Origin of the sequence: Desulforegula conservatrix Mb1Pa, from assembly GCF_000426225.1 — a bacterium.
GTDB lineage: Bacteria > Desulfobacterota > Desulfobacteria > Desulfobacterales > Desulforegulaceae > Desulforegula > Desulforegula conservatrix.
Map to the genome: position 1 here is coordinate 1 of NZ_AUEY01000030.1, position 26,861 is coordinate 26,861.

Consider the following 26,861-nt stretch of genomic DNA (forward strand, 5'->3'; position numbering starts at 1 on the left):
GCCTGATGGTGACACTTGTGGCATTGGTACAGATCTCTTGATTTGAGCTCGCAAAATTTCGAACCGCCGCAATTCGGACAACTAAAACCATGCGGCCATCTAAGTCTGAATAATGAGTCTTGGCACTTATCTTCGGTCCCATATTCGGACAGGAATTCGTGAATACTCTTTCCTTTTTGAAATTGGATCATATTTTTTGCCATGCTACACCTCCATCATATCTGGATAATCTTTCACATGCCTTAAGATAAGCATGGCGGAGTAAAAATGGTAATCAAAAAAGTTTTTGCGGAGCTTTTTTCAAAAAAGCGACCCGCCGGAGGCATTAACCAAACATAAAGGGTACATAGCCTTAAAGTTTGATGGTCTCGCAAAAAGCCATAAAACGCCCCTCCTGAAACGCAGCATCTGGTGCGCAGCCTAATTGAGCCCCTACCAATCAAGGCAAATGATCACACAACACATTGATATATATAACAAAATGCGGCCTATTTAATGCAGACCTTTCTGACCTGAAGAAGATCAGTATGGCCTGCAAAAATCTTTGCGATCCCGTCCTGCTTCAGGGTTGACATTCCTTCCTCTATGGCGACATCCCTTATTATCTCCATCCTTGACTTTTCCTGTATGAGCCGCTTGATCTTATCAGTACCCATAAGCAGCTCATGTATGCCCATTCGTCCTGAATAGCCTGTGCCTGAGCATTTTTCGCAACCAACGGCCCTGTGGAGGGTCAGATCATTTGTAAAAGGAATATTCACATTCTTTTTAAAAAGATCTTCATCATATTCCCTCACCAGCTCATTATACTCGGCTTCGGATGGATGATATTCTTCCTTGCATGATTTGCAGAGAGTTCTAAGAAGACGCTGGGCCATGATAGCAAGGATTGCGTCTGCAAAATTGAATGGGTCCATGCCCATGTCAAGTAGTCGCGTAATACTCTCAGGGGCGCTGTTTGTATGCAGTGTTGAAAAAACAAGGTGACCGGTGAGCGAAGCCTCGATACCAATCTGGGTAGTTTCATGGTCACGCATTTCACCCACCATGATGACGTCGGGGTCGGCACGGAGAAATGCCCTCATGGCCGCGGCAAAATTGAAACCTATCTTGGACTGAACCTGTACCTGCCTCAACCCCCTCTGGGTGATTTCGACTGGGTCTTCGGCCGTCCATATTTTAGTTTCAGGCTTGTTGATATATCCAAGGGCAGAGTGAAGAGTCGTGGTTTTACCAGATCCGGTTGGGCCGCAGACAAATATGATGCCATATGGTTTAGTTATCGCTGATACAAAATTCTCAAAATTACGGTCAGAAAAACCCATTTTATCCAGAGGAAGGGGTTTGCCTGCCGCGAGAATACGCATTACGACATCTTCAACTCCTCCCTGGGTTGGAACAGTCGCGACACGGAGCTCTATATCCTTGCCGCCGTATTTCTTGAATTTGATCTTTCCGTCCTGGGGTTTTCTTCTTTCTGCAATATCAAGATCTGCCATAATCTTGATTCTGGATACGACAGCGTTCCTGTAGCTGAAAGGAATAGTCTGGTAAAGGCTGCATGCTCCGTCTATCCTGATCCTAACTTCTGTATTCTGATTGCCCATATATGGCTCTATATGAATATCTGAAGCGTTCCTTGCATAGGCATCGAGTATGATTTTATTAACAAGCTGGACGACTGCGCTGCTTTCTTCACTTACGGCTGCCTCGGCCTCTTCTATGCCCTGATCTTCCTGCTTGAGCTGGGACAGGATGTCATCGATGCTGGCCATTTCTTTTTCATCATGGGTAAAATGCCTTAAGAATTCCTGGATATCTTCCTTAAAGGCAAATGCGAGCTTTATTGGCTGACCCTGGAAAAGAGCCTTGATCTCATTTGTTCTTTGCAAGTCAAGCGGGTCATCTATCGCAACAAGAGGAAACCCGCCTTCTCTTCTGATCGGAACCCAGAAATTGGCCTTTAGAAACGGTATTCTCAACCCTGCGAGAAGCTCTCCTGGTATTGGAATTTTTGCGTCATACTCAACAAAGGGCATATTATAGAACTTGGCAAGTGATTTACCAAGATCAGTCTTTCCAACCTGATAATCCTCCTTCAGGATTTTTTCCATGGGGATTCTCTCAAGTCTGGATTTTGTGATTGCAGCGTTCAGCTCCTTAATGGTTATTATGTGATTCTCGAGCAGATAGTCAAATTTGCCAGCTGTCTTGTTCTTGGCAATGCGCTTCTGATTATGAAGTGCTATACCAAGAACCTCTGCAAGTTCTTTGACGCATTCTTCATCCTGGGGGGTAAACTTTTTTCCGTCAATTCTGTTGATGAGCTGTACTGCGCCGAGAAGGAGAGTCTTATAGATAATGGGGGCGACGATTACCTGGTGGGTTTTAAAACCTGTTTTCTTATCCCAGGTGCTGTCGAACTTAAGAGATGAGTCTATGGCTTCAAGCTCTTTCTGGTCATAGACATTGGCTACGTTCACCAGAATCTGATTATATACTGAATACCCTGATATGCTGTCCGGAGAAATTGGCACACGAATTTCGGAAATTTTATCTTCACCGGATTTATATCTTGAAACAAGTTCCCTTTTGACACCATCCACATAATAGATGGTCATTCTTTCAGCCTCAAAAAGAGTGGTGATTTCTTCCCTGAGGTCTATGAAAATCTCATCTAGTTTTGCAGCGGCATAAATTTTATTGGAGATTTCCTGAAGGCGTGTGCGGTAGTCAACTTCTGTCTTCAGATTATTAACATCTGCAGTGTCTGTGGTGTCCGTCATGTACCCCCGCTATAAGCTGAAAGAATCAGCTTTCAGGATTATTTTCATTATTGCCGGATTTTGAGGAAATCATTATCTTTTTAATGCCCCCAACTATGAGAATCATGGAAATAAAATAGAAACAAAACTGAATATACATTTTGCCAGAGGTGAACAAAGGATTATCTTTGACTCTTTCAAGTATTTCAGGAATTCTGAAAACAACGGCAATCCCCATCAATATAAGAGCAAATCCCCATATTCTCTGCAAACCGTTTTTTTTATCACTCATATTTAACCTATTTAAACCAAAAAATCAGATACTGTCAAAGTCAATTATCCGTTCCATGCAATGCGTATATATTGATTTGGGAACGTTTTGTTTTTGCAAATTGACGGCAAATTGACTTTGGCAAAATCTATCTATGCAGTTTCTTAATTCTGAAAAGTTCCTTGAATACGAAAAGGAATTTATCGATGCTGTCATACTGAATTCGTGAATTCTCCATATGAGTCCATTTAACAGGAAATTCCGCAGTCCTAAATCCGTATTGGCACGCAAGCCAGAGGATTTCCGGATCAAATATTACACTTGACAGCTTTTGACCTGAAAAAAGCTTTTTAACGGTCTTGCCCGTAAAGACCTTGAATCCGCACTGGGTGTCATTAAAATTCAGGCCAAGATGAGTGTTCTGGATCAGCGTGTATATTTTACCTGAAAGCTCCCTTAAAAAATTCTGATGCCTTACAACTACGGACCCTTCTACAGCCCTTGAAGCAATTGCGATATCATAACCGTCTTTTATAAGTTCAAAAGCTGTCTCAAGATATTCTATCGGAACGGAATAATCAGCGTCCATAAACATTACAGTATCGCCTATAGCTGCAAGCATCCCTGTTTTTACTGCGTATCCTTTGCCTCTGTTCGGAAAATACTCAATGGCTCTTATTTTTACGTTTTCCGGGGCTGAAAAGCTTCTGACAGTTTTGACAGTGGCGTCTTTGCTTCCATCGCTGACAACGATTATCTCTGCCTCTATTTTTTTTTCGGACAGATATGACAGTGTCTTTTCGATTGTTGGTATTATTCTATCCGACTCATTGTAAGCTGGTATTACTATTGATAGCATTTTTTCCCCTGAATATTAATTATGCTTTTTGTGGCTATGCTCAATTCTCCGTTGCGCTTGAGAATACATAGTCTAAACATCAGAAAACCTGAAATGGTCAGAACAATGCCGGATTACGAGCAAATGACGCTCTAATCAGGCCTACGAATCAGCAAGCCTTACCCGGATGCTCTCCGTGAAGCTCCACATATAAAACCTGCATAAGCATGTGAACAATTATCATGTGGATATCTTCCACTTTCTGCATGTCGTTTACTCTTGCGACGAGAGCAACCTCGACCATGCCCGACAGTTTTCCGCCACCAAATCCGCAAAGACCTATGGAATGGCCATCATTCTCGTTAGCATATTTTATGCACCGAAGAACATTCTCTGAATTTCCACTTCCCGAAATACCTATGACAAGGTCTCCTGGCATATAGAAATTTTTGAGCTGTTCAACGAATACGGAATCATATGATACATCATTTGCGTAAGCAAGAACCGAAGGCACACAGTCAGAAAGTGAAATCATCCTGAATCTTTTTTCAAGACCATAACTTACGCCTTTATTCAGATCACACGCAAAATGGGATGCAGTCGAAGCACTACCGCCATTGCCTGCTACAAAAATCTGCCTGCCTTCATGATATGCCCCAAGAAGCATTTGCACAATCAGGCTGAATGATGAATGGTCAAATTCCGCAAGAACGGTCGTTAATCTACTTATATAATCTCTGGAAAAATTCGATTTATCAGTAATTTGCATAAGTCACTTGTATTTAATTATTTCAAATCAATATATTATTTTTAGTTCAGTATGGATTTTCAGAATCTTTATCAAAAAAAAGCCATATTAGCCATGACAATCCGTAAACCATAAGCCCTGCAAATATCACATCACTAAGGAAATGCCCCCCCTGGACTATTCGTGCAAACCCTGTGAGCAAGCCGTAAAAAATACCGGCAAAAAAAAACTTCCTCCTGTGATTTAAACAGACAAAGGACATCGCCACTGGGAAAAAACCCGCCGACGCATGTCCGCTGGCAAATGAGCAATTGCTTTGGCACTGATCAGAAGGAATTAAGGGGGGGGTAAATTCCAGCTTTCCACCAAATTCCTGGATTGTTGCGGGCCTTGCTCTGCCCCAGAATTCCTTGAGGATTCCATTTATCAAAAGGCCTGGGCCAACTGCAAGCGCCACAAGCAGATATATAATGCCTGAATATCCAAGACCGCATATTTTTCTATTTTTGATTCTGATTAGAACCAAAGAAATCAGACAAAATATGATCAGAGCAGGTATAAAAAACTCTATGGACTCATATATGAACACTATGAAAGGATTTTTTCGAAGAAAAAACCCGTTTTTAGCATCATAAAATAAATCGGAAACAAGAATATCCGCCTTGGGGAAAAATACAAACAAGGTGACAAAACATGACGTGATAAGGCCAAATATCGCAAGTCCGGATATTTTTTTTTGATTCAGTTTGCTAAGCTTCACCTTAGTCAGTTCCAGTCACAAATTCATCTGATTGGAGCATTCCCGTTTCCATATTTCTGCCATACTGCATCTGATAAAGCTTACTGTATTCACCCTGTGCGGCTAAAAGCTCGTCGTGTCTGCCCTCTTCAGCCACTTTTCCGGCAACAACTACAGCTATCCTGTCAGCGTTCACAATTGTGGAAAGCCTGTGGGCTATAACAAATGTCGTTCTGCCTTTCATGAGATTCTCAAGGGCTTTCTGGACAAGTATTTCAGCCTCTGAATCAAGCGATGATGTTGCTTCGTCAAGTATCAGAATTGGGGCATCTTTAAGAAGCGCTCTTGCTATGCAGATCCTCTGCCTTTCTCCACCTGAAAGGCGGGCTCCAAGATCACCAATATTTGTTTCATAGCCCTTTGGAAAGCGTTCTATAAAATCATGTGCAAACGCCGCCCTTGCTGCGCTTTCAATTTGTTCAGTGCTGGCATCTGGTCTACCATAGGCTATATTATTCCTTATGGTATCATTGAATAATATAGGCTCCTGGGTGACAATCGCAATCTGGGATCTTAAAGATGCTATTGATGCGTCTTTTACGGAAATATTATCGATGAGAATTCGTCCCGAACGCGCCTCATAAAATCTTGGAACCAGATTTACAATCGAGGATTTCCCGCCTCCGCTCATACCAACAAGAGCAAGAACCTCGCCTGGATTGACATGCAGATTTATCCCCCTTAAAACATCATCCCTGTCATATCTGAAATATACATCTTCAAAGGTCACACTATGGGCCGAATGTTTTATTGAGACAGGCTGTGCACAATCCTCAATTTCAGGAACTGCCTCAAGTATGTCAAAAACCCTGTCAGCTGCAGCCATTCCTTCCTGTATAGCATTATTCATATTGGACATTTTTTTTATCGGATCATAAAGCATCATTACAGAAGCAAGAAAAGACATGAACTGCCCTGTGGAATAAGTCCCTTTAATAACAGACGCGCCGCCGAACCAGATTACGAATGCTATGGCAATGCCTGCAAAAACCTCCATAATAGGAGAAGACATATTCTTTGCTCTGGTATTTTTAATCTCAAGATTAAAAAGCCTCTGGGTCAGTGCGCTGAATTTGTTTTTTTCATACTCTTCCATGCCGAATGCTTTTACAACCTTGGCGCCTGTAAAAGTTTCCTGGAGCATTGCAGTAAGATCAGCCATTGACTCCTGACAGCCTGTAGTTACTTTTCTTACCTTTCTGCCATAATGAACAATCGGGAATACTGCCACAGGCAATATTGCGAAGCTGAAAAAAGCCAGTTGCCATATCTGGTAAAAAGTAACACCAATCAGGAAAAAAACAGTGAAAAAGTCCATGAGGGATCTTGTCACAGCAGAGGTAACCATTCCCCTTATTACGTTAACATCATTTGTGATTCGAGACATCAACTCGCCGGTCTTTTTGCCCTGGTAGAACGAAAGAGGCAGTTCCTGCATTTTTGAGTACAGGCTGTCCCTGAAATATCTGATTATGCTCTCACCCACATAATTCATCAGGATCGCCTGACCATACATACTGCCGCCTTTGACTACAAAGACAATTACTACAACTACAGGAATAAGAATCAGCTTGTTCATGTTCTTGCTTATGAAAATATCATCAAGCGCAGGCTGGATTAAATATGCTGTCGCAGCGGTAGCAGCTGCCGAAAGCATCATGAAAACCATGGCAAAAAGAAGTCTGTATTTATGTCTCAAAATCAGATTAAGCAGATATCTGTGTCGTGGTTGTAACTCGAATATTTTTCTAAACCAGTTTTTCATTCTTTATCTTTTTTCTCACTTCTTTAAAATCGATAGAATAATATCAGCTGCCCTTCCTGCTGCGCCCGGCCTTCCGAGTTTTTTTCTTACAAGCAGAAAATCAGACTTCATTTTGTCAAGCTTCTGTCTATCATTCAACAAACTTATAATTTCTTTGGAAATTCTTTCAGGATTAGCCTCGCCCTGAAGAAGTTCAGGAGAAACCTCACGTCCGGCAATAAGGTTGGCAAGTCCGGCAAACTCAACTTTTACGAGTGCCTTTGCAATACTGAAGCTCAGGTCTGACATGATATATATAAGAATAGTCGGAATACCTGCGATGGCGGCTTCAAGCGTTACTGTACCAGATGAGGCCACAAGAACATCACATCTCTCAAAAACTGCCCCTACGTCTCCGGTTTCAACTTCAATTATTTCACTGAGACCACATAAAGCTATCTGTTTTTTAGCGTATGCTTCATCTTTCATGGAAAGCAGAAAACCGGCGCAGGGAATGCTCTTTTTTATTATGGCCGCAGCTTCAAGCATCACAGGAAGATGCCTTGAAATTTCACCCTTCCTTGATCCAGGAAGAAGACCGATTACCGTTCTGCCATCTAAAGATTTACGGCGATTGTCCTTCGAAGGTTCGGGGATGGAATCAATCAGAGGATTGCCGACAAAAGTGGCAGGGATTCCATTCTTTCTGTAAAAGGATTCTTCAAAGGGAAGGATCAGGCCCATATGATCTATATACCGACGTATTTTTTCGATTCTGCCAGATCCCCATGCCCATACCTTGGGACTTATATAATAAAAAACCGGGATCCCAAGGTCATGGGCTTTTTTGGCTATACGCAGATTTAAGCCGGGATAATCGACAACAATTACAATGCCGGGCATTGATTCCTGAATAAAAGAAGAGACAGTGGCATATGCGTCAAATATTATATGGCTGTGGCTTAGAACATCAGTCACACCCATCACAGCAAGTTTTTCCGAATTACAAACAGCTTCAACGCCCTGCTGTCTCATCAATGGCCCTGCCATCCCATGTATTTTGAGACCAGGTTTTTTCTTTAAAATCTCCCGAACAAGATTGGCTGCGTGGAAATCACCTGATGGTTCACCGGCGCTAATGAAAATGATGTTTTTATTTAGTTCCGGTTTTTTAGCAGATTTAAAAAAGCTGATCATTTCTCGGCCGGCTCCTTACCTGATCTTTTATCAGATTCTGATTCAAAGCCTTCCGAAAGAACTGATCCGGAAAGAGCTGATATGGAAATCCCATAGTGATTGGCAAGTCTTGTCATTTCTTGAAGATCTATGCATACCGTCCTTCCTGCCTCTATCACAAGATGACTTATTCCTGCTTTATTCATGGTTTCTATGGTCTGGGGCCCAACTGCCGGGACGTCAAAACGCATATCCTGATCAGGTTTGGGAAGTTTCACAACCACAGCGTTTCCCTTTGCAAGAAGTCCGCCCCTCAGGATTGTGGCGTCGGTTCCGTCGGCAGCTTCGACGGCAAGAACAGTTCCACCTGCCACAACAACACTCTGACCGATGTCAAGCCTGCCTATTTCCTTGCAGATCTTCCAGCCAAAGTTCATATCCATTTTTTCTGATTTACCGGGCTTCTTCTTTGTCCAGCAACCTTCTTCAGCAAGAATTTCAGGAACCAGAAAAGTTGAGGATTCGACCTTGAACCCTTCTTTTTCCAGAAGCGTGGCAAAGGCCCTTAATATTCCATCATCGTGGGTGTTTTTGAGCGCAGAAAGAAGCTTGATCGCACCAAGATCAGGCCTTATGTCCGTGAACATCCTGGTCTTCTTGATGCCCCCAAGCATTACAACGGATGAGACTTCACCTGACCTGAAAAAATTCAGGAGCTTGCTCACCTGCCCTGGATTGAGCCAGACAATTTTTTCAGCATAATCGTTTATGGCCTCGTCAGCTTCATTTTGATAAGCAGCCACAAAAAGCCTGAATCCCTTTTTAATCGCATTTTCCGCAAATATAATCGGGAAGCGGCCATTTCCTGCTATAAGACCTAAAGGAAAGGACTTTTTTTCAGATGAATCATAATTGGATATATTTAACTTCATCAGATTCTATCTGGTTATGCCGCGCTGGGACGACTGAATGAAATCAAGGAAGGACTTAACTTCAGGAAGCATATTGACTTCTGCCTTTACCCTTTCTACCGCCTCATTCATTGTGAGGCCTATTCTGAAAAGAATTCTGTATGTTTTCTTGAGCTCGCCAAGGGTTTCTTCCGTGAACCCCTGTCTTCCAAGACCAACCTTATTTAAACCGTGAAGTACGGCTCTGTCTCCAGCAGCTATTACATAAGGCGGAACATCTTTTACAACTGCTGATTTACCGCCAATATATGCGTAATCACCTATATGTACAAACTGATGAACTGCAACGAGTCCGCCGATCGTAACATAATTGCCAAGCGTGATGTGACCGGCGAGGGTCGCTCCGTTTGCCATGATAACTCTCTTGCCTGTCTTGCAGTCATGGGCTATATGCGCATATGCCATGAGGAAATTGTCTTCGCCAACTTCCGTTACTCCGCCTCCGCCAGCAGTTCCTCTGTTTATGGTAACAAATTCCCTTACTGTTGTTCCCCTGCCTATCTTCACATATGTTTCCTCGCCCATAAATTTAAGATCCTGGGGAGGAGCTCCAATTGACGCATACTGGTATATTTCGCAGTCAGGGCCAATTTCAGTATAAGAGTCTATCACAACGTATGGCCCTATTTTTGTTCTGTCGCCAATCCTTACATTTGACCTGATTATTGAATACGGCCCTATTTCCACGTCAGCGCCTATTTCTACATCAGATCCTATGATTGCTGTTTCGTGTATCATCAGTCTTCTCCTGCCATTGCAATGAAATGTGCTTCGGCAGCAACCTCTCCGTCAACCAAAGCTTTCCCGTACATTTTAACGGCTCTTTTTCTCAATCTTATTATTTCAACTTCAAGCTCTACCCGATCACCAGGTGTTACTCTTTTTCTGAAACGGACTCCGTCAAGGCCTGACATATAGAGTCTGGCCGGAGCGTCTTCACTGCCCCAGGTTTCAAAAGCCAGAATGCAGCCAGCCTGCGCCAGAGCCTCAAGTATCAGGACACCTGGCATTACAGGATTATCAGGGAAATGCCCCATAAAATAGTGTTCATTCATGGTAACATTTTTTATCGCTGAAATGGATCTGCCTTTTTCTATCCTTGTGACCCTGTCAACCAATAAAAATGGGTATCTGTGTGGCAGCCGTTCCAGTATTTTTTTTATATCTAACCCAGTCTCATTCATCAGCGTTTGTTCATTAAAAAATGAGGTTAATATTTCGATTCAAGCTTGAGAAGTCTGTCCTCAAGATCTTTCATTTTTTTTCTCATTTCAGGCAGCCGAGGCAAAATCCTGTTCACTTTCAGCCAGAGCCTGTGCGGCATTTCCGGAGAACCAGAGACAATCTGGCCGGATTCGATATTCTGGGCTATGCCAGCCTGGGGGCCTATAGTTACCCTGTCGCCTATCTTGAGATGACCTGCAATACCGGCCTGACCGGCGACGACAGCGTGGGTCCCTATTGTAGAACTTCCTGCTATGCCTACCTGGGCAACAAGAACAGAGTGCTCTCCAACTGTAACATTGTGCGCAATCTGCACCAGATTATCGGTTTTAACGCCTTCCTTGATCCAGGTTTTTCCGAAAGTGCCCCTGTCTATGCAATTATTGGCTCCTATTTCGACATCATCATCTATCTGAACAAAACCAACGTGTGGTATCTTGTGGTATTTCTGACCGTCAGGAGCAAATCCAAAACCATCCGAACCTATGACTGTGCCGACATTGATTATCACCCTGCTCCCTATAATCGTTTTATCCATAACAGACACATTCGGATAAATAATGACATCTGACCCGATTCTGACGTCATTTCCGATAAAAACACCTGGGTATACCCTTACCCTGTCTCCAAATGTGACCCTGTCACCAACAAAAGCCCTTGCAGATATTTCAATATTATCACCAAAGGAAAAATCCGAACCTATACTTGCATCAGGCGATATGGAGCCTGCTATTGCCGGCTGGGGAAAAAAAAGCTGAAGAACTTTTGCAAAAGCGACATAAGGTATGGGAGCCTTAATAAGATTTCTGCCCTGAATGCTTACTTTTTCAGAAACAATAATTGCTCCTGCGCTGGAGTCAGGAATCTGATCTACAAAAGACTGTTTGCCGGCATAGGTAATATGATTTTCACCGGCTGTTTCAAATGGCGAAATAAACTCGATGTATTTGTCAGGATCGCCTTCAAGTCTTCCGCCTATGGCTTCTGCTATTTCCGAGAGTTTAAAACCCATTTGCATCTAATCCGTTTTATTTGTAGTTAATAGTTCTGCTTTTATTCTGGATCCAGGCCCCGTCTTACACAGGGAAAGGCCCTGCGGCATGACGCCGAATCCCTTTTTTGACTTTTTGCGACTTTGCCCAGTAATGGGCTGTTATCATAAAAAAAACATTATGTTTTTGAGAAGTCTTAAGTAACTTTTTGCAAAAGTTCCCCAAGAAAATAAACTGAAAACAATTTGTTCTTCATATTTCAAGATTTAACTGGAACATAGCCTTAATAAAAAAGCAGATGGGGCGGCATATGCCACCCCATGATCAATTATTTAATAATTATTTCTTTTTTGAGGCATATTTCTTGTTATACGCAGTGATCACTTGCGGGGTTATATCTTTGTCAGCCTGGAAATAAAGGACATCGCGGCGCTCAAGTACCATATTGTAGCCCTCGGACTTGCCAATCTCATCAATAACCGAAAGTATATCATCCCTGATTTCTGAAAGAGCCTTGGCCTCCATCTTTTTAAGATCTTCCATAAAATTTCTCTGCTGATCCTTAAAATTGATTACCTTGGTTCTTACCTCGCGCTGTTTGGTTTCAAACTGCTCAGGGCTCATCACAAGCTTCTCTTTTTCGAGATTTTTCTGGAGTGCTTCAATAGACTCACCCTGGGTCTTCAGTTTTCCTTCCATGTCCTTTCCCTGACCTGAAATTTTGGCCTGAGCTTCCTTACCGGCATCTGACTCCATCAATATTTTCTGAACGTCAACAATGCCTATCTTCAATCCGTCAGCAGCAAATACAGTACCTGAACTAACAAAAACAGCTGCGAGAATAATAACTAAATAATTTGCAAATTTTCTCATCTAAAAGTGCCCCCTATATTTTCAATTTAAAAAACCGCTCCCATTGTGAATTCCCATCTTCCGTCACCCTGCTTCCCACCATTATCATCAAGCACATACCCATATTCAATGCGTATCGGTCCCATAGGCGAATACCATCGAAGACCATATCCGGTCGTATAGTGGATATTAGAAAATTCCACATCTTCATCCTTAGCATACACATCCCCGGTATCGAAAAAAAACAAGCCCACGACACCAGCGCTTTCCACGATAGGGAAAAGAAGTTCAACGTTTCCCTGAAGATATTTGTTACCGCCGATTTCCTTGCCTTTGTCATCAAGGGTGGAAATATCACGCCACTTATACCCTCTGACAGAGTTTATTCCTCCAAGATAGAATCTCTCATAATCAGGCAGAACTCCGCTGCTCTGCTCGACTATGTTGCCAACCTCGCCATGGATAAAGCCTGTAAATTTCCAGAATATTGGAAAGTAAAGACCTGTCTCTGCACTATTTTTTATGTAAGCTATGTCACCGCCAAGAAATCCTCCGGCGTATTCAACGCCTAAAGAATACTGGGCACCATGTGTCGGATTAAAAACCCTGTCCCTTGAATCATACTTAAGATTACCAGACACCCTGCTCGTGGAATTCTTTCCCGCAAGATCCTTGATGTCATCCGAAGCATCAGCAACTATATCCGTAAGCTCTGTAACCTCATATCCATAAGACGCCTGAACACGGGTAAAATCCCATACAGGATAACTGGCCCTCAAGGCTCCGCCAACACTCTGTTTGTCATAATCATCATAATCACGCTCCCAGTTATATAGATCAAAACCGGCTGAAAGCGGGATATCAAAAAGCCAGGGCTCGGTAAATCCAAGATTATACCTTGTCGATGTTCCGCCTACTTCGGCCTGGAGGTTGAGAATCTGCCCTTTACCAAAAAGGTTGCGCTGGTTAATGGCTGCCATGACAAAAAGATTGTCAACACTGCTGTAACCACCACCAAAACTGAATGTTCCGGTTGGTTTTTCCTTAACATTTATTACTAAATCAAGGGTTCCTGGTTTTTCACCCTTTACAGTGTCAACCTTAAGATCCTTTTCTTCAAAATAATCCAGATAATGAAGGTTTCGTATGCTTCTCTTGAGTTTGCTTGTTTTATAGAGGGACTGCTCATAAATCTGAAGCTGACGCCTTATAACCTTGTCACGGGTCTTTGTATTTCCGGATATGTGGATATTGCCAATATATAAAGGCTGGCCTTTTGATATCTCAAAAGTAATATTTGTGGTCTTTGCTTCTTCATCATAATCAATTCTTGGATAAATGTCTGCTTCGGCATAGCCCTCGTCACCATAGATATCAGTAAGTTTCATGATATCCTGCTGGATGGATTCTCTATTATATATCTCTTCCTTTGTTATTTTGAAATCAGCCATCAGCTTATCAGGAGGCTGGATTAGATCACCTTCAATTCCGACCTTGCCAACTTTATATTGTGGTCCCTCATCAATCTTATAGGTAACGATGATGGTCTCTCCGTCCATATCAATCACAGGCTCGCCAATTCGTGCTTTTGCATAGCCCTTATTATGATAAAAAGCTGTAAGCTTTCCTGAATCCTGATTGATTATATCCTTGTTGTACTCGCCGGCACTCGTCAGCCAGGTCATGAACCATTTTTCCGAGGAATCCATCTCAGCAAGGAGCTCTTTTTTAGAAAAATTCTCATTTCCTTCGAACTTTATTTCCTGAACATATATTTTTTCCCCTGGATCGATGTCAAACACAAGCTCCACAAGATTTTCCTTAAGAGGATTAACCTTATATTCAACCTTGGCGCTGTGGTAATTCTTTTTGATCATCATTTCCCTGATCCTGCGGATACTGTCCTGAACCTTGTCTATGTTCAAAATACCGCCTGACTTGAGCTTGATCTCTTCCTGTATTTCTTCGGGTTTATATACGCTGCTTATATTGATTGTTACTTTCTGAACAGTCGGGCGCTCGCGCACTGAAATAATAACTACCCTTCCTGATTTGCCTTTCTCGGTCTCAATTCTTATGTCATCGAAATATCCAAGTCTGTAAACTCTTTTCAGATCGTCTGACAGCGCTATTTCCCTGAATCTTGACCCTACCTTGGTTTCCATGGCAGTAAGAATAGCTTCTTTCTCGATTCGCTTTGTCCCTTCTATTCTGATTTCATCAACTTTTTCAAATGGAAGGGTTTTTTCGGAAATCTGGGATGAAAGAGAGTTAACAGCTGAAAATATCGATTCAATGCCCTTTCCTTCGGATTTCACGTTAAAAGGTTTGCCACCATCACCTGGAACGACCCAGGATGAAATATCCAGTTTGTCGTCTTTAAAAGAAAGAGAGCCAATGACTGCATATTTTGCCCTGTTTTCCGCAATGATCTTTCTTATGCGTTCTCCATCAGCTTCTGAATATATAGCAGCTCCGGTTTTTGCTTTATCTGGAACAACAACGGAAGCTCCGTCAGCTTCGAGATTTTTTGAGATTGTATCAGGTATTTTCTGTCCTAAATAACCAAGATCATCCTTTGATATGATTTCAAATGGGAGTATCACGAATCTGGCCGCAGTTTTTTCTTCGGCCCTAACCAAGCCTGCTGCCATCACGAAAACAATTAATGCTGCAAAAAAAGTTTTTTTCAGCAAATCAGAACGCCTCCGTTTCAAAAACTTGACCTTCATGAAGGGTAAGCCGTCTTTTCATACGCCTTGCCAGTTTCATATTGTGGGTGACTACGACCGTTGTCATCCCGTAATCATGATTCAGCTCAACAAGCAGATCATGTATGGATTCTCCGGTTTTCTCATCAAGATTGCCAGTTGGTTCATCCGCAAGCAGTAATTTGGGCTTCATTACCAGAGCCCTTGCCAGTGCAGTTCTCTGCTGCTCTCCGCCGGATAGGCCAGAGACCCTGTTCTTCATTCTCTTTTCAAGCCCGACTCTTTTAAGAAGCTGTTCTGCATAGCTCATGGCCTGTTTTTTGTTATATCCGCCTATAAGAGCCGGCATCATGACATTCTCTAATGCAGAAAACCCCTGCAGCAAATAATGGAACTGAAACACGAATCCTATCGACTTGTTTCTGAATCTTGCAATTTGCTCGTCTTTCATGGAAAACACATCAATCCCGTCGAGCACAAGATCTCCTGAATCAGGCCTGTCCAAAGTTCCAAGCAAATGCAGAAGAGTTGATTTTCCGATACCGGAAGCGCCGATTATTGCAATACTGTCTCCGGATTTTATATGTATATCTACATTATTAAGTACGGATACCTGTCCGCCCTCGGTCTGAAATCCCTTTGAAATTTTTCGTGCCGCAAGCAGTATTTTGCTATCCATATCTTATTCCCTCCACAGGAACAAGCCTGGACGCCTGTCTTGCCGGGTATATTGTTGCCACAAAGCATATTACAAGAGCACTGATCGCTATTACCACTACATCAAGATATTCAAGCTGAATTGGCAGACTTGAAAAGGGATAAGCCGGCGGAAGCTCAAACTTGAACCTTTCCAGGAAAAGGCAGAGGCCTACACCGCCCAATATTCCGATTAGAGTGCCAATGGAACCTGTAAGCAAACCGCTCACAACGAAAATCTTTCTGATACTTGAATCAGTGGCGCCCATGGCTTTGAGCACTGCAATATCCTTTGTCTTTTCATTCACCATCATTATTAAAGAACTTGCAATATTGAATGCGGCGACAAGAATAATAAGAGTCAAAATGACGAACATGGCTGTCTTTTCAAGCTTTAAAGCAGAAAAAAGATTATTGTTCATTGTCATCCAGTCTTTAGTCCAGAATGGAAAGCCGAGTTTTTTTTCTATCGCACCGGCTATTTTCCCTGCAGAATATATATCATCAACCCAGACACCTATTCTGCTCACAGAACCGTCAAGCCTCATCAGCTTCTGGGCGTCTTCAATATGTATGTAACCCAGAGAGCCGTCATATTCGTACATTCCTGAAGAAAAAGTACCTGCGACCCTGAACGGTTTGAATCTGGGAAGAATCCCCATGGGTGACATTATACCTTTAAGAGACATTACAAGAACAGTGTCTCCTTCTTTGGCCCCTATGACATTTGCCAGTTCCTTGCCAAGGACTATCCCCGGTTTGTCATCCTTGGATTTCCTGGAAGAAGGATCAGGGAGCTTACTCTCAAGCTCTTTGGCCGTCATTTCCTTAAACAGGGGGCCTGGATTATGTGGGTCGACTCCGCGAACATAAGCGCCCGAACTTCCTGAATCAGCGCTCACCATTGCCTGGGCAATAACAAAAGGAGATGCAGATACAACTCCTTGTTCTGACTTTATCTGATTCACAGACTCCATATAACCGCTGAAAGGGCCGCCATGCCTCGCCACCCAAACATGTGGCTCTATTCCGAGTATCCGGCGCCTGAATTCTGATTCAGCGCCTGACATCACGGCAATAACAACGACAAGTGCCATAACCCCCACAGCCACACCGGCTATTGAAAGAAAGGATATTAACGAGACAAATGACTGACGCCTTTTGGAGCGAAAATAACGGCCCGCTATAAATAATTCATAAGACATTAATCACCAAAATGGGCTATTTATCAGCAACCCGTCTCATATGAGGAAAAAGAATGACTTCACGTATCGAAGGTGAATCTGTCAGGAGCATTGCGAGTCTGTCTATACCGATTCCTTCGCCTGCAGTCGGCGGCATCCCGTATTCAAGCGCCTCGATGTAATCCTCATCCATTGGATGGGCCTCGCTGTCACCAGCCGCCTTATCCGCAACCTGCTGAAGAAATCTGTCTCTCTGGTCATCAGGATCATTCAACTCTGAAAAACCATTTGCAATTTCCCGCCCTGCAATGAAGAGTTCAAATCTTTCGGTAAGCTCTGGTTTTTCATCACTTCTTCTTGAAAGAGGCGATACTTCCACTGGATAACCAGTAATAAATGTAGGATGGATCAGCAACGGTTCAACAAGGGTTTCAAAAAGTTTGGTAATGACTTTGCCCAATCTGTCAGCCTTTGTAATCTTAACTTCTTTTTCAGCAGCAAATTTTAGCAGAGCTTCTTTATCTGTAAGAATATTTCTATCAACCCCTGCTATTTCAACCAAAGAATCAAGAAGTGGAATTCTGCGCCAAGGACTTGAAAAATCTATTGTATTTCCCTGGTACTCAACCTTGACGTCTCCGGTAACTTTTTGGGCGACATCCTGAAACATCTGCTCTGTTATGTTCATGAGATCTTCGTAGGTTGCATATGCCTGATAAAATTCAAGCATTGTGAACTCAGGGTTATGACGGGTTGATATGCCCTCGTTTCTGAAATTCCTGTTAATCTCAAAGACTCTTTCAAATCCGCCTACAACAAGCCTTTTTAAGTAAAGCTCGGGGGCTATCCTGAGGTAGAGATCCATACCAAGCGCATTATGATGGGTAACAAACGGAGTCGCTTCTGCTCCGCCAGGAATGGGCTGCATCATGGGAGTCTCAACTTCCAGGAAATCCCTTTCTATAAGAAAATTTCTGATAGCCTGAACAGTCTGGCTTCTTCTAAGGAAAATCTGCCTGGCGTCCTGATTCATTATAAGATCAAGATACCTCTGGCGGTATCTTTTTTCAGGGTCTTTGAGTCCATGGAATTTTTCAGGCAAAGCCCTTACTGATTTAGAAACAAGTTTGAATTCGGTGGCAAGAAGTGTCCATTCGCCAGTCTTGGTCTGAAACACAGGACCCGCAAAACCTGCGAAATCGCCTATATCAAGCTGCTTGAAAAGGCTGTAGCATTCATCTCCAACCTTGTTTTTCTGAATATAAACCTGCATTGTGCCGGTTCTGTCTTTAAATCTTATAAACGCGGATTTACCAAAAAAATTCATGGCCATCATACGTCCGGCGGCTTTAAATACCTGCCCCTCCTCACCCAGCGATTCAGGCGAAGTCTCACAAGCATTCCTGATTTCAGAGACTGTATGCTCAACCCTGAAATCATTTGGGTAAAGATTCACGCCGCTCTCTTTTAAAGACGCATTTTTATTTTTTCTCAGTTCAACAAGATCCTGTTTAACAGCTTCCGCTTCCATATGGCTCCTGAAAATATCTTCTTCAATTATTCTGATAAACGAAACATCAGCCGACTTAGCTATCCCTTTAAGGGCAGAATGTCAAGTGCAGCATTATTATGCGTTCCTCTCGAATATATCATTCTACGACATCATTCTTTTTGCGTTGTCTTACTTCTTAAAAAAAATCCTGAATTCTGTCCCAGAGTCTTCTCTGCTGGTGATATCTATTCTTGCGTCATAGTTTTCAAGTATTCTGTGAACAATGCATAAGCCAAGACCATTCCCTGCCGGTTTTGTTGTGTAGAAAGGTGTAAATACTGAAGTCAAGTCCTCGGAACTCATACCTGAGCCATTATCTTTAACCATTAGCATCACTCTTTTATCTGCGGTTTGGGAGCATGAAACCTCGATTCTACCGTCAGAGTCTTCTGTGACAATTGCGTCTGCCGCATTCTGTACAAGATTCCATATAACCTGGCTTAACTGGTTAGGATCAATCATAATGCGGCATTCAGGAAAACTGTTTATCTTGAATTCAATATCCCTGGTTTTATCGTCTTTCCTGAAGCAACCTATGACGTCCTCAATAATGTCCCCAACATTAACAAGCTTTACATCACCGGATTTCTGGGAGGACAGGGATAAAAAATTTGTAACAAGATTATTGAGCCTGTCAGTTTCCCTTAAAATAATCTGAATCAGCCTGTAATTATCTGAACATTCACTTATTTCATCTTTAAGAATCTGGACAGATCCTGAAAGAGCAGCAAGAGGGTTTTTTATTTCATGAGCTAGACCTGCCGCCATTTCACCTGCAAAAGCTAATTTTTCAACCCTTTTCAGATGAAGTCCCATGGCCTCAAGCTCTTTTTTGGCTTTTTTAGCCTGATCGGCAAGTAGACTTCCAAGAAAGGACATCAAAAAACAGGCCGATACAGTACTCAGTATTTTATACAAAACGCCTGCAAAACTTTTATAATAATTAAACTCAGGGCCAAGAAAACCGATTATTCCGAATGCTTCGACCACAGTCAGAACCGAGTATTCCAAAGAACTCAAGCCAGCCACAAAGACAGCAGCCTTTCGCCCTAAAAGCAGACTTGAATACATTATTACAAGAAGATAAAGAAAATGGAAAAAGCTGTCAGGCCCTCCGGTGGCGAAAATAATGAGGGTAATGAGTAAAGAATCAATGACTATTTGAAAATATGCAAAGACATTCCCCTTTTTTATTCTTGGAAGCACCAGAGCGTAGACCAATGAAAAAAGCAGAATAAGCAGACTTATAAAAAAAACCAACCCAAACGCCATCATGCTGATTGAAGGCGCCTGGGTTATTCTTGATATAAAGCCTGAGGATAAAAGAACTATGCCAAAAATAGCCCTGAGTGTTATGAGCCATTTGAGTCCTTTATAAAAATCCGTTTTTTTCCATTTTAATGTATCCAGCGTCATTTCAGAGCTTTCGCGGGCTATACCCCGCCAGCCATCTGGAATATTGGCAAATACATCGAAATAACAAGACCGCCTATGGTTGTACCCAGGAAAACCAGCATAAAAGGCTCAATAAGTGCGGTAAGATTTTCTACTGCCTGGTCAACCTCTTCTTCATAAAAATCTGCAATTTTCTCAAGCATGGTATCAAGCGCTCCGGTGGATTCTCCAACTGCTATCATTGAGCATACCATGGGCGGGAAGACACCGCTCTCAAAAAGAGGTTCTGCCATTGTTCGGCCTTCTGAAATACCTGATCTTACATCATATATAGATTCTTCAATCACCTTATTACCAGCCGTTCTTGCAACTATGTCGAGCCCTTCAAGAATCGAGACACCACTTGCAAGCAGAGTACTCATTGTTCTGGTAAATTTGGAAACAGCCACTTTTCTTATAAGAATCCCGATCACAGGCAATCTTAAAAAAAAACGATCCATCACTGATCGCCCTTTTTCAGTTGCATAAAAGCGCTTATATGCAAAAACAAAAATAATAATGGCGCCTATCATATATGGAAAATTATTTTTTGTGAACCTGCTCATATTTACGACTATGAGAGTTGGAGTTGGAAGAGCCTTCTCCATTTGGGAAAACATTTCCTCAAATACAGGAATAACAAAAACCAGAATTACGACAACAACGATTACTGCAATAGCAAGCGTTACAGACGGATAGATCATTGCTCCCTTGACCTGCCTCTTCAGCTTGGCTGTTTTTTCCATATATGCGGCAAGTCGCCTCAGGATAACATCAAGTATACCGCCAGCCTCACCAGCAGCGACCATGTTAACATACAAAGAGTCAAAGGCCTTGGGGTGTTTTTTCATTGCTTCAGCAAGGGTTTCTCCGCTTTCTACGGAGTCCTTAATATTCTTGATCACCTTTTTAAAAGTTGAGTTTTCCTGCTGGTTATGCAAAATTTCAAGACATTGAACAAGGGGAAGCCCGGCATCTATCATGGTGGAAAACTGCCTGCTGAATATGATGATGTCCATTTCTGTGACCTTGGGTTGAAAAAGGGCCACGTCCTCAAAAAGATCTTTGGGCTTCTTCTTGATTTTATCAGGTGTAATTTTCTGCCTTACAAGACTCGCGCGCACAACATCTTCTGTTGCCGCTTCCATCTCACCCTTTTTTGTTTCTCCCTTTCTGTTCTTTCCTTCCCAAAGATATATAGGCATAATCAGACTCCATATGAAATGAATAGATGTGTTAGACTATTTTAAACAGCTGAATAAAAAACTCCCCTTGCCATAGAATCTGCTTTAACAAGACCTTCAGAAATGAGTTCAGAGAGTATATCTTCCACCACAGATCTGCTTTGACCTGTAATTATAAAAATTTCCTCAAGGGTGCATGGCCGCCTTGAAATAACATTCATGACTTTTTCATGGCTATTTTCTGAAAAAACGGCAACCGCATTGTTTCTATTTTCATAAGGATTTATAATTTCCGATTTTTCCAGATATGAAGATATGGCAGCAAGGCTATCGGCATCCACTGGTTTAACCCAGCTTTCCGCACCAGGGCGGTCAAGGGAATTCAGTTGGATCCTGTCAGGTTTTACCAGATTTATAAAATCGCGTAATTTATCAAGATGATCTTTTTTATCATTAATATCTGGAATAACAAAAATTTCAAGCCATAATTTCCCTTTAAAGCTTTTTTTAAATTCAATTAGCCCATTTTTCATATCCTGAATTCTTATATCTTTATGAGGCCTGTTTACCGAAAAAAAGATTTTCTCATCCATGGCGTCAAAAGATGTCATTACAATATCAGCCTCCTGAAGTCCATCCCTGACAGAAGGTATATTCAGCAATGTCCCGTTGGTAATGACCGCAACAGGGTACCGAAAAAAATTCTCTTTGATATACCTGACAATCTCGCCCAGGCCTGAATGAAGAGTCGGCTCGCCTGCCCCGGAAAAAGTAATTGCATCTATCTCTGGATAAGACGATAAATAAAGATTCAGTTCAGATTTAACTTCTTCTGTTGGCACATATTCAGCTACAGACGTGACAAGATCAATGGTTGAACCACATTCGCAATATACACAATCAAGGGTGCATGTTTTATATGGCAGCAGATCCACTCCGAGAGAAACGCCAAGTCTCCGTGAAAGAACAGGCCCGAATAAATATTTAAAATCACCTTCCATTTTATTTGACAAGCTCCGGCAGTTTTTATGAAAACACATTACCCTCATATTCAAAATAAATCTATTATTTTCACACTCAAAAATAAGCGCTGTCTTAATAGAATAAATATGCTAATAACCCAAAATTCTGGAGTTTATCAATGTCCGGAATATATCTTGCCAAGGTCGTAAAAAGTCTGATTTTAGTCATTCCGCGCAGGCCTGAATCCAGAAATATCTGAAATAACTGGATGTCTGACCAAGCCAGGCATGACACAGATGCCTTTTTTTGACTTTTTGCGAGACCATAATATTTTAAAGATATTCATAATAGGGAATTGCGCCACAACAACACGTAAATCAGTTTAATAATTAAGACATGAAAAACAACACTATAAAATACAAAGCGATAAAAAACGAAGAAATTGCAGAAGCAATCATTGAACTTGCAACGCCAATGATAACAGCCTCTGGTGGAGACACCGAAATTGTCCAAGCTTTGATTGAGATTGCTGTAAACGCATGGAATATATCTATTTTCAAACCAGCAGGCAATGATTATGACACAGAAATTGAAGGCATTCTCCCCAAAAAACTGGATGAGACCAAAGCCGTTCTCTTCAAGTCTTTTATAAAATTTATGATAAAAGAAAAACAAAGCAGATACCCTGATTTTTTAAAAGGCATAAAAAATTATAAATGCAGTATTGATTCCGGTAAAATCACTCTAAATATTGAGGCATTACCTGTCAAACCTGCAATATAAATTAAGCGCCTTTTTTCGATTACAAAATTAACTGATGATGGACTGGCAAAAAGTCAAAAAGGAACTGGCTTAATGCCGGACTTGATCAGGTATCTTTGTATTTTAAGTTATTTCTGGATTCCGGCCATCGCCGGAATGACGGAAGTCAGACTTTTTGCGACCTTGTCAACAATAGGGCCATGGAATATTCTCTAAAAAATATTACAATAATAACCACGCACATAAACGCAGACTTTGATGCAGTTGCATCTCTTCTCGCTGCCCAGAAGCTTTATCCTGATTCTATTGTTGTATTCCCCGGCTCCCAGGAAAAAAAACTCAGGGATTTTTTCATAAGCTCAATGGCCTATCTGTTCAAAATGGCAGATATAAACGCTATTGATATGGATACTGTTGCAAGAATAGTTCTTGTCGATACGGCAAACTCATCAAGGATCGGCACTTTTGCTGAAATATGCGTTAAAGATGATGTAGAGCTTCATATTTTTGACCATCACCCCAAAGTGGAAGGTGACTTAGAATCCAGTTTTGAAATAAGAGACAGAACAGGGGCAACAGTAACCCTCTTAACAGAAATAATAAAACAAAAAGGCATACCACTTAGCCCCGAAGAAGCCACGATACTCTGCCTTGGCATATATGAGGACACAGGTTCATTTTCTTTCCCGTCTACAACAGAAAGAGACTTTCTGGCTGCGGCCTTCCTTCTATCAAAGGGAGCAAGCCTAAACACAATCTCGGACATAATCGCAAGGGAAATAAATCCTTTCCAGCTTTCTGTCCTTAATGACATGATCCAGGCGGCTGAAAGACGCCGTATAAATGGCATTGAAATAGTAATAACAAAAGTATCCAGCGAAAAATATATAAATGATCTGGCATATCTCACCCACAAGATGGTCAAGATGGAGGCCATAGATGTCATATTTACGCTCGCCCAGATAGACAGTAAAATCCAGATTGTCGCGAGAAGCAGAATTCCTGAGGTAAATGTGGCATTCATCCTGTCTTTTTTCGGGGGAGGAGGGCATCCTTACGCAGCTTCGGCTACGGTGAAAAATACAACCCAGACTGATATGGAATTAAGTCTGATAGACATACTTCTTAAAAATGTCAGATCCTCCAAAACGGCAAAAGCCCTGATGTCCTCTCCTGCAATAAAAACGACCCAGGAAGTTACATGTGAAAATGCGGCCAAGATTCTTACAAGATACAATGTCAACGCATTATTGATCATTGATCAAGTCACAGATAGTTCTGACGACAGTAAAGAAAAGCTCATCGGATTCATAACGCGTCAGGTTATTGACAAAGCAATTTCCCATGGGCTTGGCCACCTTCCTGTCAGGGAATACATGAACCCTGAAATAGTTTCTGTGGACCCTGAAGCCGATCTTAGCGAAATTCACTCAAAAATAATCGCAAGCAACCAGAGAATTCTTCCGGTTGTTGAAAACAGCGTGGTCATTGGAGTTGTTACAAGAACAGACCTGATCAAGACAATTGATGAATTAAATGACTCAAACTCTTTTTCATCGTCTGATCATGAAGGCAGAACTACTCCAAAAACAAAACACATGTCCAGCTTCATGAAAGAACGTCTGCCGGAGCCAATACTTGAACTGCTTGCAAAAGTTGGGGAAATTGCGTCTGATATAGGCTACAATGCATATGTGGTTGGCGGCTTTGTAAGGGATCTGCTTCTTTATGAAAAAAACTTTGATATAGATATTGTGATAGAGGGTGACGGAATATCTTTTGCCCAGAAATTCGGTGAACTTCACAATGCCAATGTCCATACTTACACAAAATTCGGCACCGCGGTAATAACAATGCCCGACGGATTCAAGATTGATGTGGCGTCAGCCAGACTCGAATACTATCAGCATCCGGGTGCTCTTCCGACTGTTGAAAGAAGTTCTATCAAACTGGACATGTACAGACGCGACTTCACAATGAATACACTTGCAATTCAGCTTAACCCGGAAAAATTCGGCGTACTCATAGATTTTTTTGCTGCCCAGAAAGACATCAAAGACAAGGTTATAAGGGTTATCCACAATCTCAGCTTTGTCGAGGATCCAACAAGGATATTCCGTGCAATAAGATTTGAACAAAGGTTCGGATTTACAATTGGCAAGCTTTCGGCAAGCCTGATTCAAAATGCCCTTAAATTCGATTTCCTTCATAAATTAAGCGGCATAAGAATATTCAGCGAGCTGAAACTGATTTTAGAGGAAGACAATCCTGCCCAGGCTATTCAGAGGATATATGACCTTGGCCTGATGAACGTCATCCACCCTGCCCTGATCAGGGACAAATATATTGCGGAAAGATTTTCCGCTGTCAAAAAAGTTTTTGACTGGTATGAGCTTCTTTATCTTGAGGAGCCTGTAAAGAGATGGACGGTCTATTTCATGGTTCTTATAAGATACACAAACGTTGAAATATCCGAAGCAATATGCAGGAGACTCGAACTGCCGCCAAAATACATAAAACTCTTCTGCCATGAAAGAATGAAAGCTCTTTCATACCTTCACTGGATTGAGATGAATCAGGCGGCAAAAAACCATGAAATTTTTCATAAACTCACGACCCTGAAGACAGAATCCATACTATTCATGATGGCGGCAACAAACGATGAGGCAGCTCAAAAAACTATATCAAGATTTTATACCACGCTGAAAAATGAAGCATGCATACTGTCTGGAAAAAACCTTGTGGAAATGGGACTTGAACCAGGCCCAACAATAGGGAAAATACTTCTGGATATTCTCAACAGAAGACTTGACGGAGAAATAAAATCCAAAGAAGAAGAAGCTGAAGCAGCACTTGAGCTTATCAACAAAATCAGTCAGTAATAAATTCCTCATATCTTCCTTGCATATTTTGAATTTGCAAATTAATTTCATCTTTCTAAATTAACAACTCAAACAGAACTAAGGTTTTAAAATGCATAAAACAGTATTAACAGGAATAACAACAACAGGGACTCCTCATCTCGGAAACTATGTTGGCGCAATAAGACCAGCCATAAAATCTTCTGAAGCCAGAGATGCCTCATATTATTTTTTTCTTGCGGATTTCCATGCGCTTATCAAATGCCATGACCCCAAAACAATCAATATCTCAAGTATGGAAGTTGCCTCAACATGGCTTGCAATGGGGCTTGATCCTGACCTTGTCTATTTTTACAGACAATCGGATATACCTGAAATCACGGAGCTTACCTGGATACTGACCTGTGTTACGGCAAAAGGTCTTATGAACAGAGCCCATGCCTATAAAGCAGCAGTTGATGAAAACGTAGAACAAAAGGCCAAAGACCCTGACAAGGGAGTCACAATGGGTCTTTTCAGCTATCCGATCCTCATGGCTGCCGATATTCTTCTTTTTGGATCAACCCATGTACCTGTCGGAAAGGATCAGATACAGCACATTGAAATGGCCAGGGATATCGCAGCAAGATTCAACCATTTTTTTGGAGAGAGCTTCTGCCTCCCGGAAGCAGTTGTTGATGAGGACACCGCAGTGCTAAGGGGTCTTGACGGCAGAAAAATGAGCAAAAGTTATGGCAACATAATCCCTCTTTTTGTTCCTGAAAAAAACCTGCGCAAACTCATAATGAAAATAAAAACAAATTCGCTGGAGCCCGGAGAACCAAAGGATTATACAGACTGCACACTTTTTGAAATTTACAGCGCATTTGCAAATAAAAACGAAATAGAAACAATGAAAGAAAAATACAAGTCCGGTATTTCATGGGGTGAAGCCAAACAGACTCTTTTCGAATATCTTAACGAAGTCCTCAAAAAGCCAAGAGAAGAATATTTAAGACTTATGGACTCGCCTGATCATGTAGAACATATTTTGAAAAAAGGTGCTGAAAAGACCAGGGAAAAATGTATCCCTTTCATGGACTCCATAAGAACAAAAACCGGATATTGCAAACTTGGAACACATAGATAATTGTT

At 41.8% G+C, this 26,861-nt stretch carries 23 protein-coding genes; 3 read left to right on the forward strand and 20 right to left on the reverse strand.

Annotation, left to right across the window (positions count from 1 at the left end; all coding sequences use genetic code 11):
* The 20 genes from K245_RS0111735 to K245_RS0111830 form a co-directional block, all read right to left on the reverse strand.
* Window positions 1-203 (reverse strand): transposase (locus K245_RS0111735; protein ID WP_027358177.1); only part of this gene is annotated, 203 nt, incomplete at its 3' end.
* Between the two features lie 285 nt (window positions 204-488).
* Entirely contained in the window at window positions 489-2,786 is a 2,298-nt protein-coding gene (locus K245_RS0111740) for a GspE/PulE family protein (protein WP_027359437.1), read from the reverse strand.
* Between the two features lie 25 nt (window positions 2,787-2,811).
* Window positions 2,812-3,057 carry a hypothetical protein gene (locus tag K245_RS0111745; protein ID WP_027359438.1) on the reverse strand — a complete coding sequence of 82 codons (246 nt, stop codon included), beginning with the start codon at window positions 3,055-3,057 and terminating at the stop codon, window positions 2,812-2,814.
* A 127-nt stretch (window positions 3,058-3,184) separates the two neighbouring features.
* Window positions 3,185-3,895, reverse strand: coding sequence for a dolichyl-phosphate beta-glucosyltransferase (locus K245_RS0111750; RefSeq protein WP_027359439.1), 711 nt, complete (start codon window positions 3,893-3,895; stop codon window positions 3,185-3,187).
* A gap of 148 nt (window positions 3,896-4,043) precedes the next feature.
* A complete protein-coding gene (locus K245_RS0111755) occupies window positions 4,044-4,643 on the reverse strand; it encodes a D-sedoheptulose-7-phosphate isomerase (RefSeq protein ID WP_027359440.1) in 600 nt (199 codons plus the stop codon).
* Window positions 4,644-4,689: 46 nt separating this feature from the next.
* Window positions 4,690-5,382: a phosphatase PAP2 family protein gene (locus K245_RS24125; protein ID WP_051284063.1), complete on the reverse strand. Its 693-nt coding sequence runs from the start codon at window positions 5,380-5,382 to the stop codon at window positions 4,690-4,692.
* 1 nt (window position 5,383) lies between these two features.
* Window positions 5,384-7,186: an ABC transporter ATP-binding protein gene (locus K245_RS24130; protein ID WP_051284064.1), complete on the reverse strand. Its 1,803-nt coding sequence runs from the start codon at window positions 7,184-7,186 to the stop codon at window positions 5,384-5,386.
* A gap of 15 nt (window positions 7,187-7,201) precedes the next feature.
* Window positions 7,202-8,362: a lipid-A-disaccharide synthase gene (gene lpxB, locus K245_RS0111770; RefSeq protein ID WP_051284065.1), complete on the reverse strand. Its 1,161-nt coding sequence runs from the start codon at window positions 8,360-8,362 to the stop codon at window positions 7,202-7,204.
* Window positions 8,359-9,273 (reverse strand): LpxI family protein, encoded by a 915-nt coding sequence (locus K245_RS24135; protein ID WP_051284066.1) that lies wholly within the window; start codon window positions 9,271-9,273, stop codon window positions 8,359-8,361. The genes lpxB and K245_RS24135 overlap by 4 nt, the downstream gene beginning before the upstream one ends.
* A gap of 6 nt (window positions 9,274-9,279) precedes the next feature.
* Window positions 9,280-10,050, reverse strand: coding sequence for an acyl-ACP--UDP-N-acetylglucosamine O-acyltransferase (lpxA, locus tag K245_RS0111780; RefSeq protein ID WP_027359442.1), 771 nt, complete (start codon window positions 10,048-10,050; stop codon window positions 9,280-9,282).
* A complete protein-coding gene (fabZ, locus tag K245_RS0111785) occupies window positions 10,050-10,496 on the reverse strand; it encodes a 3-hydroxyacyl-ACP dehydratase FabZ (protein ID WP_027359443.1) in 447 nt (148 codons plus the stop codon). The genes lpxA and fabZ overlap by 1 nt, the downstream gene beginning before the upstream one ends.
* Before the next feature lie 26 nt (window positions 10,497-10,522).
* Complete coding sequence (lpxD, locus tag K245_RS0111790) at window positions 10,523-11,548, reverse strand: UDP-3-O-(3-hydroxymyristoyl)glucosamine N-acyltransferase (protein WP_027359444.1); 1,026 nt, start codon at window positions 11,546-11,548, stop codon at window positions 10,523-10,525.
* 319 nt (window positions 11,549-11,867) lie between these two features.
* Window positions 11,868-12,401, reverse strand: a complete 534-nt coding sequence (locus K245_RS0111795) for an OmpH family outer membrane protein (RefSeq protein ID WP_027359445.1) — start codon at window positions 12,399-12,401, stop codon at window positions 11,868-11,870.
* A 26-nt stretch (window positions 12,402-12,427) separates the two neighbouring features.
* The gene (bamA, locus tag K245_RS0111800; protein WP_035277071.1) at window positions 12,428-15,076 is read right to left on the reverse strand and encodes an outer membrane protein assembly factor BamA; all 2,649 of its coding nucleotides are present in this window, start codon (window positions 15,074-15,076) and stop codon (window positions 12,428-12,430) included.
* A gap of 1 nt (window position 15,077) precedes the next feature.
* The gene (locus K245_RS0111805) at window positions 15,078-15,770 is read right to left on the reverse strand and encodes an ABC transporter ATP-binding protein (RefSeq protein ID WP_027359447.1); all 693 of its coding nucleotides are present in this window, start codon (window positions 15,768-15,770) and stop codon (window positions 15,078-15,080) included.
* A complete protein-coding gene (locus K245_RS0111810; protein WP_027359448.1) occupies window positions 15,763-16,992 on the reverse strand; it encodes a lipoprotein-releasing ABC transporter permease subunit in 1,230 nt (409 codons plus the stop codon). Before K245_RS0111810 ends, K245_RS0111805 begins: the two co-directional genes overlap by 8 nt.
* Window positions 16,993-17,008: 16 nt before the next feature.
* Window positions 17,009-18,502, reverse strand: a complete 1,494-nt coding sequence (gene lysS / locus K245_RS0111815; protein WP_027359449.1) for a lysine--tRNA ligase — start codon at window positions 18,500-18,502, stop codon at window positions 17,009-17,011.
* Window positions 18,503-18,652: 150 nt separating this feature from the next.
* The gene (locus K245_RS0111820) at window positions 18,653-19,939 is read right to left on the reverse strand and encodes a two-component system sensor histidine kinase NtrB (protein WP_027359450.1); all 1,287 of its coding nucleotides are present in this window, start codon (window positions 19,937-19,939) and stop codon (window positions 18,653-18,655) included.
* A gap of 17 nt (window positions 19,940-19,956) precedes the next feature.
* Window positions 19,957-21,162, reverse strand: coding sequence for a type II secretion system F family protein (locus K245_RS0111825; RefSeq protein WP_027359451.1), 1,206 nt, complete (start codon window positions 21,160-21,162; stop codon window positions 19,957-19,959).
* Between the two features lie 41 nt (window positions 21,163-21,203).
* A complete protein-coding gene (locus tag K245_RS0111830; RefSeq protein ID WP_035277073.1) occupies window positions 21,204-22,142 on the reverse strand; it encodes a radical SAM protein in 939 nt (312 codons plus the stop codon).
* Between the two features lie 358 nt (window positions 22,143-22,500).
* Between K245_RS0111830 and K245_RS0111840 the strand changes: the two genes are divergently transcribed.
* The 3 genes from K245_RS0111840 (at window position 22,501) to trpS (ending at window position 26,856) form a co-directional block, all read left to right on the forward strand.
* Window positions 22,501-22,887, forward strand: a complete 387-nt coding sequence (locus K245_RS0111840; protein WP_027359453.1) for a hypothetical protein — start codon at window positions 22,501-22,503, stop codon at window positions 22,885-22,887.
* Between the two features lie 179 nt (window positions 22,888-23,066).
* A complete protein-coding gene (locus K245_RS24140; RefSeq protein ID WP_035277088.1) occupies window positions 23,067-25,748 on the forward strand; it encodes a CBS domain-containing protein in 2,682 nt (893 codons plus the stop codon).
* Between the two features lie 91 nt (window positions 25,749-25,839).
* Window positions 25,840-26,856: a tryptophan--tRNA ligase gene (gene trpS / locus K245_RS24145; RefSeq protein ID WP_035277075.1), complete on the forward strand. Its 1,017-nt coding sequence runs from the start codon at window positions 25,840-25,842 to the stop codon at window positions 26,854-26,856.
* Window positions 26,857-26,861 lie beyond the last annotated feature (5 nt).

Bases quoted from the DNA above. Each gene is read 5' to 3' on its own strand.
- K245_RS0111740 (WP_027359437.1), bottom strand. From the start codon at position 2,786: ATGACGGACACCACAGACACTGCAGATGTTAATAATCTGAAGACAGAA.
- K245_RS0111745 (WP_027359438.1), bottom strand. From the start codon at position 3,057: ATGAGTGATAAAAAAAACGGTTTGCAGAGAATATGGGGATTTGCTCTT.
- K245_RS0111750 (WP_027359439.1), bottom strand. From the start codon at position 3,895: ATGCTATCAATAGTAATACCAGCTTACAATGAGTCGGATAGAATAATA.
- K245_RS0111755 (WP_027359440.1), bottom strand. From the start codon at position 4,643: ATGCAAATTACTGATAAATCGAATTTTTCCAGAGATTATATAAGTAGA.
- K245_RS24130 (WP_051284064.1), bottom strand. From the start codon at position 7,186: ATGAAAAACTGGTTTAGAAAAATATTCGAGTTACAACCACGACACAGA.
- lpxB (WP_051284065.1), bottom strand. From the start codon at position 8,362: ATGATCAGCTTTTTTAAATCTGCTAAAAAACCGGAACTAAATAAAAAC.
- K245_RS24135 (WP_051284066.1), bottom strand. From the start codon at position 9,273: ATGAAGTTAAATATATCCAATTATGATTCATCTGAAAAAAAGTCCTTT.
- lpxA (WP_027359442.1), bottom strand. From the start codon at position 10,050: ATGATACACGAAACAGCAATCATAGGATCTGATGTAGAAATAGGCGCT.
- fabZ (WP_027359443.1), bottom strand. From the start codon at position 10,496: ATGAATGAGACTGGGTTAGATATAAAAAAAATACTGGAACGGCTGCCA.
- lpxD (WP_027359444.1), bottom strand. From the start codon at position 11,548: ATGGGTTTTAAACTCTCGGAAATAGCAGAAGCCATAGGCGGAAGACTT.
- K245_RS0111795 (WP_027359445.1), bottom strand. From the start codon at position 12,401: ATGAGAAAATTTGCAAATTATTTAGTTATTATTCTCGCAGCTGTTTTT.
- K245_RS0111805 (WP_027359447.1), bottom strand. From the start codon at position 15,770: ATGGATAGCAAAATACTGCTTGCGGCACGAAAAATTTCAAAGGGATTT.
- K245_RS0111810 (WP_027359448.1), bottom strand. From the start codon at position 16,992: ATGTCTTATGAATTATTTATAGCGGGCCGTTATTTTCGCTCCAAAAGG.
- lysS (WP_027359449.1), bottom strand. From the start codon at position 18,502: ATGGAAGCGGAAGCTGTTAAACAGGATCTTGTTGAACTGAGAAAAAAT.
- K245_RS0111820 (WP_027359450.1), bottom strand. From the start codon at position 19,939: ATGACGCTGGATACATTAAAATGGAAAAAAACGGATTTTTATAAAGGA.
- K245_RS0111825 (WP_027359451.1), bottom strand. From the start codon at position 21,162: ATGCCTATATATCTTTGGGAAGGAAAGAACAGAAAGGGAGAAACAAAA.
- K245_RS0111830 (WP_035277073.1), bottom strand. From the start codon at position 22,142: ATGGAAGGTGATTTTAAATATTTATTCGGGCCTGTTCTTTCACGGAGA.
- K245_RS0111840 (WP_027359453.1), top strand. From the start codon at position 22,501: ATGAAAAACAACACTATAAAATACAAAGCGATAAAAAACGAAGAAATT.
- K245_RS24140 (WP_035277088.1), top strand. From the start codon at position 23,067: ATGGAATATTCTCTAAAAAATATTACAATAATAACCACGCACATAAAC.
- trpS (WP_035277075.1), top strand. From the start codon at position 25,840: ATGCATAAAACAGTATTAACAGGAATAACAACAACAGGGACTCCTCAT.